The organism is Myxococcus sp. AB025B (assembly GCF_006518215.1).
Lineage (GTDB): Bacteria > Myxococcota > Myxococcia > Myxococcales > Myxococcaceae > Myxococcus > Myxococcus fulvus.
The window spans coordinates 1-5,449 of sequence record NZ_SRLW01000464.1 but is presented as its reverse complement, the minus strand read 5'-3'; the positions used below and the strand labels follow the sequence as shown (position 1 = coordinate 5,449).

Sequence of the window (5,449 nt, the reverse complement as noted above, 5' to 3'; positions counted from 1 at the left end):
CGCCTACGGAGGCCCCACCACCGCCCAACGAGACGCCGCCGCCGAGCGCGAAGCCCGCGCCCCTGGTGGTGGGCATGTCCCTGTCCTCCACCACCAGCGCCGGAGGCTTCGCGGCCCCGGTGGGCAACACGCTCTACGGTCGCACCGCCGACAAGGCCAAGGCGCCGCAAGAGGTGAAGACCTACAGCGCGCCGAAGTACACGCCCATCTACCAGGTGGACCGTGAGCCGCAGCTCGCCAGCGAGGTGAAGGTCCCCTATCCCGAGGAGGCGCGCCGGCTGGGCGTCGAGGGCACGGTGACGCTGTCCATCACCATCGACCCGGAGGGCCGCGTGGTGAATGCGCGCGTGCTCAACGGGCCGGGGCATGGACTGGAGGAGGCCGCGCGCAACGCCATCCTCCGCTTCCGCTTCCGTCCCGCCTTCAAGGGCGGCGAGGCCGTGTCCACGGAGATGAAGTACGCCTATACCTTCCTGCTCGATTGAACCCCCGCTCCCGCTGGGAGAGGGCCGGAGCGAGGAGATGCATCGGTGGGCCTCATCCACATCCACGGCCCGGAACTGCCCGCCGACTCCTCCAGCACACCCTCACTCCGTCCCTTTGCCGGCGGGAGCCCACACCCCGTCTCCTCGTTTCCGCTCCTGAAAGACCTATGTCCTCGAATGTGAATGCCCGCGCCACGCTCGCCGCCGCCTCCCTGTGGGTGGCGACTCCGGTGCTCGCCCAGGCGCCCACGCCTCCGGGCGCGGAAGCCGCGGCCCAGCCCCAAATCACCAGGCCGCCCGCGCTGGTGCAGCCCGTGGAGGCCGTGTATCCGCCGGAGGCGCTCGCGCAGGGCCTCACCGCCTCGGTGCGCCTCATCATCACCATCGCCGAGGATGGCAGCGTCTCCGACGTGCAGCCCACCGAGCCCGCGGGCCACGGCTTCGACGAGGCCGCGCTCGCCGCCGTGCGCCAGTTCCGCTTCTCGCCCGCCGAGGTCGACGGCGTGCCCGCGCCCGTGCAGGTCGAGTACGTCTACCACTTCACCCTCACCGCGAAGGCCCCCGCCGAGAGCGCCGCCACCGAGGAGCCCGAGCAGCCCAAGGCCGTCCTCACCGGTCAGCTCATCTCGCGCGGCAGCCGCTCGCGCGTGGCCGGCGCCACCGTGCGCTGTGGCGACGAGGCGGAGGCGACCGAGGCCGTGTCGGACGCGGACGGCCGCTTCACCCTCGAGGTGCCCCCGGGGGAGTGCGCGGTGCGCGTCGTCGCCTCCGGCTACCAGCTCTACCAGACGAAGGAGACGCTGAAGGAGAACGAGACCACGGAGGTGAACTTCTACCTGGCCCCGGCCGGGAGCGCCTTCGAGACGGTGGTGCGCTCGGACCGCCCGAAGAAGGAGGTGGTCCGCCGCACGGTGACGCGCGAGGAGGCGCAGAAGACGCCGGGCACCTTCGGTGACCCCATCCGCGTCCTCCAGACGCTGCCCGGTGTCGCGCGCGCGCCGTTCATCTCGGGTGACCTGCTGGTGCGCGGCTCCAACCCGGGCCAGACGGCGACGCTGATGGACGGGGTGCGCATCCCCAACCTCTTCCACCTGCTCGGCGGCCCGTCGGTGGTGAACGCGGAGTTCATCGACTCGCTCGACTTCTTCCCGGGCGGCTACGGCAGCCAGTACGGCCGCGCGGTGGGCGGCGTGGTGGACGTGACGACGCGCAAGGGCGCGGCGGACACGGTGCACGGCTCGGTGAAGGTGGACCTGCTCGACGCGGGCTTCTTCCTCGAGGCGCCCATCACCGACGGCATCAGCGTGGCGGCGTCCGCCAGGCGCTCGTACATCGACACCATCCTCCCCGCGGTGCTGCCCAAGGACGAGGGCACCACGCTCTCCATCGTCCCGGTGTACTGGGACTACCAGCTCCGGCTGGACTTCGGCGCCCCGCGTGGCTCCACCCCGGAGCCCGGCGCGGCGCGCAGCACCGGCTACGTCATGGCCTTCGGCAGTGACGACAAGCTGCGCCTGGTCACCGGCGGCGAGGAATCCTCGGCGGACATCGAGCTGAACACGCACACGCGCTTCCACCGCGTGAAAGGCGACTGGACGTACCGCAAGGGCAACTTCAGCTCCGTCTTCACGCCGTACGTGGGCGTGGACTACTTCGACATCTCCTTCGGCAACTACATCGAGGACGACACCATCTACTCGCTGGGCGCGCGCGAGGTGATGGCCCTGGATGTCTCCTCGCTGCTCACCGTGCGCACGGGTCTGGACGTCTACTTCGACCACGTGAAGATCGATGTGCAGGCCCCCTCCGTGGGCGGCGCCGAGTACGTGCCCTTCCCGGGCTCGGACCCCGTCTCGGAGCTCATCTACGAGAAGCGCACCATCAACGGCTTCGACGGCGCGCTCTTCGCGGAGGCGGACCTGAAGCTCGGCCCCGTCACCGTCACGCCGGGCGTGCGCGGCAACTTCCAGAAGGTGGGCGGCACGCGCAACTTCCTGTTGGACCCGCGCCTGTGGGTCCGCTACGGGTTCAGCGAGCGCACCGCCTTCAAGGGCTCGCTCGGCCTCTACAGCCAGCCGGCGGACACCTTCCAGTTCGTCTTCGCTCCGTACGGCAACCCGCTGCTCGGCTACCAGCGCGCCTTCCAGTCCAGCCTCGGCGTGGAGCAGCGCATCTCCGACGTGTGGAACGTGGACGTCACGGGCTTCTTCAACCGCCGCTTCGAGAACGTGGTGTCCCCCGGCGACGTGCGCCCCTCGGACAACGGCAGCTTCGTCCAGGACCGCTTCGTCAACATGGGCATCGGCAAGGCGTACGGCGTGGAGCTCATGGTGAAGAAGGAGCGCGCCTCCGCCACCGACAAGTGGTACGGCTGGCTGTCGTACACACTCAGCCACGCCGAGGACGGCCGCGCGGGCCTCAAGCCCCGCGCCGAGAACCCGCTCGGGGATGACGGCCTGCCGGGCGTGGGCGAGGAGACGTACGGCCCCAGCCCCTGGGATCAGACGCACATCCTCACGCTGGTGGCCAACTACGTGCTCGGCAACGGCTGGGAGCTGGGCGGGCGCTTCCGCCTCACCACCGGCCGTCCGGTGACGCCGCTGGTGCACCCGCATGACATCTACAACTCGGACTCGAACAACTACTCGCCGTCGTACGGGCGCTATCTCTCCGGGCGGGCCTCGAGCTTCCATCAGCTCGACGTGCGCGTGGAGAAGGGCTGGCGCTTCGACAACTGGACGCTCGCGCTCTACCTGGACGTCCAGAACCTCTACAACGCGGAGAACGTCGAGTTCGTCTTCAACGACTACCGCTACCGCAAGGAGATGGAGATTCCCGGCATCCCCATCCTCCCCGTGCTGGGCGTGAAAGGGAGCTTCTGACCATGGGGACCTGGTTCAAGTGTGGCGGACTGTTGTTGATGGCGCTGGGCGCGGTGGCCTGCGTCGACCCGGATGACCACTCGTCCCATGTGCGCGACCTGCGCGTGCTGGGTATCGCCGTGGAGCGTCCGGAGCTGATGGCTCCGACGTGCGAGCCCACCGCGGAGGCGCTGGAGGTGCTCACCGAGCAGGTGTCCTATCGGGCGCTGCTGGTGGACCCTGCGGGACAGGGGCGCTCCATCGCCTACACGCTGACGGCCTGCGCGGACCCGGAGGACTCGCTCTGCGAGGACGCGTCGAAGCGCGTGGAGCTGGCGCGGGGCACGACGACGGCGGGCGAGCTGGTGCTGCCCATCCGGCCGGGCGCCTCGCAGCTCGCGGACGGGACGCTCTTGCTGGACGCGGTGCGCGAGGCGGACCCGTACCAGGGCTTCGGGGGCCTGCGCATGCCGCTGGTGCTGCACGTCACCGCGGGCGAGGAGGGCGTCTACGCGCAGAAGCTGATGGTCTTCACGTGTCCGCTGGTGCCGGGCATGGCGCCCAACCAGCAGCCTCGGCTGCAGGGGCTCACGCTGGACGACGCGGCGTGGGACGCGGAGGCGCTGCCCGAGCTCAAGGGGCAGGGGCCTTTCGTGGTGCGCGCCAACGACATCTCCGCGCTCGAGGAGTCGTACGTGGTGCCGGGGTTCCGCAAGGAGGCGGTGCAGCTCAAGGAGTCCTGGGCCATCACCTGGCACGCGACGTTGGGGAAGTTCTCCGTGGAGGAGACGGAGAGCGTGGAGTTCAACGGCCAGCCGGGCCGCCACCGCACGGAGTGGGAGCCGCCGGAGAAGGACGGGGTGGCACAGGAGGTCACCTTCTGGGCGGTGGTGCGAGACGGGCGGGGAGGCAGCTCCTGGCTCGTTCGTCGGGCGCGCTGGACGCCGTGACGTGGTAGCGGATGGCTCGCAAGGGGGCGGCCATCCGGGGTATGCCCGGTGCTCGCGCGAGGCCGGGCCGGAGCTGGAGCGGAAGTGGGACGCGGATGATGAGTGGGAGCACAGCGCGCCGGTGGGGACGCGTGGCCTGCGTGTTGGCCATGTGGGTGCTGGGGGCGTGGACGCGTGAGGCCCACGCGGCCCGTCGTGACGAGGCGCCCGACGCCGCGTTGCGCCGCTTCGCGCTCATCGCGGGCTCCAGCGAGGGCGGCCCGGGGCGCGAGCGCTTGCGCTACGCGGGCTCGGATGCCCTGGCGATGTCGCGGGTGCTGCAGGAGCTGGGCGGCGTGGCCTCGGCCGACCAGGTGCTGCTGCTGGAGGCGGACCGGGGCGCGTTGCTGGCCGCGCTCGAGCGGCTCGTGACGCTGGTGGAGGCCGCCGCGGTGCCGGGGCTCCGGCGCGAGCTGGTGGTGTACTACTCGGGCCACTCGGACGCGGACGGGCTGTTGCCGCGCGGCGAGCGCGTCTCCTACGACGATTTGCGCAAGCTGATGTCCCGCGTGCCGGTGGACGTGCGCATCGCCATCCTGGACTCGTGCGGCTCGGGCGCGCTCACGCGCTACAAGGGTGGGCTCAGGCGGCCCTCGTTCCTCACGGACGCGTCCGCGCAGGTGCGGGGGCATGCGTACCTGGCCTCCAGCTCCGCGGACGAGGTGGCGCAGGAGTCGGACACCATCGGCGCGTCGTTCTTCACGCACTTCCTGGTGACGGGGCTGCGCGGGGCGGCGGACACGTCCGGGGACGGGCGCGTCACGTTGCACGAGGCGTATCAGTTCGCGTTCCACGAGACGCTGGCGCGCACGGAGCGCTCGCAGGGGGGGCCGCAGCACGCCGCCTATGACATCCAGCTGGCGGGCAGTGGGGACCTGGTGATGACGGACCTGCGCGGCTCGAGCGCGCGCCTGGGGATTGCCGAGGAGGTGCACGGGCGGCTGTTCGTGCGCGACTGGGGCAACCAGCTGGTGGCCGAGCTGCGGAAGCCGCTGGGGCGCAGGCTGTCGTTGGGGTTGGAGCCGGGGCGCTACCACGTCACGTTGGAGCGTCCGTCGCAGCGCTTCGAGGCGGAGCTGGTGGTGGGGGTGAAGGGGGGCGCGGAGCTGCGGGT

The 5,449-nt window shown here is 70.9% G+C and carries 4 protein-coding genes; all 4 read left to right on the top strand.

Annotated features, from left to right (window positions below):
* The coding region (locus FL311_RS40835) for an energy transducer TonB (protein ID WP_141333037.1) at positions 1-485 on the top strand (485 nt) is incomplete at its 5' end.
* Between the two features lie 167 nt (positions 486-652).
* Positions 653-3,367 (top strand): TonB family protein, encoded by a 2,715-nt coding sequence (locus FL311_RS40830; protein ID WP_141333036.1) that lies wholly within the window; start codon positions 653-655, stop codon positions 3,365-3,367.
* Positions 3,368-3,369: 2 nt separating this feature from the next.
* Positions 3,370-4,296 carry a hypothetical protein gene (locus FL311_RS40825; RefSeq protein WP_141333035.1) on the top strand — a complete coding sequence of 309 codons (927 nt, stop codon included), beginning with the start codon at positions 3,370-3,372 and terminating at the stop codon, positions 4,294-4,296.
* A gap of 95 nt (positions 4,297-4,391) precedes the next feature.
* Positions 4,392-5,449: caspase family protein (locus FL311_RS40820; protein ID WP_141333034.1), on the top strand; the 1,058-nt coding region annotated here is incomplete at its 3' end.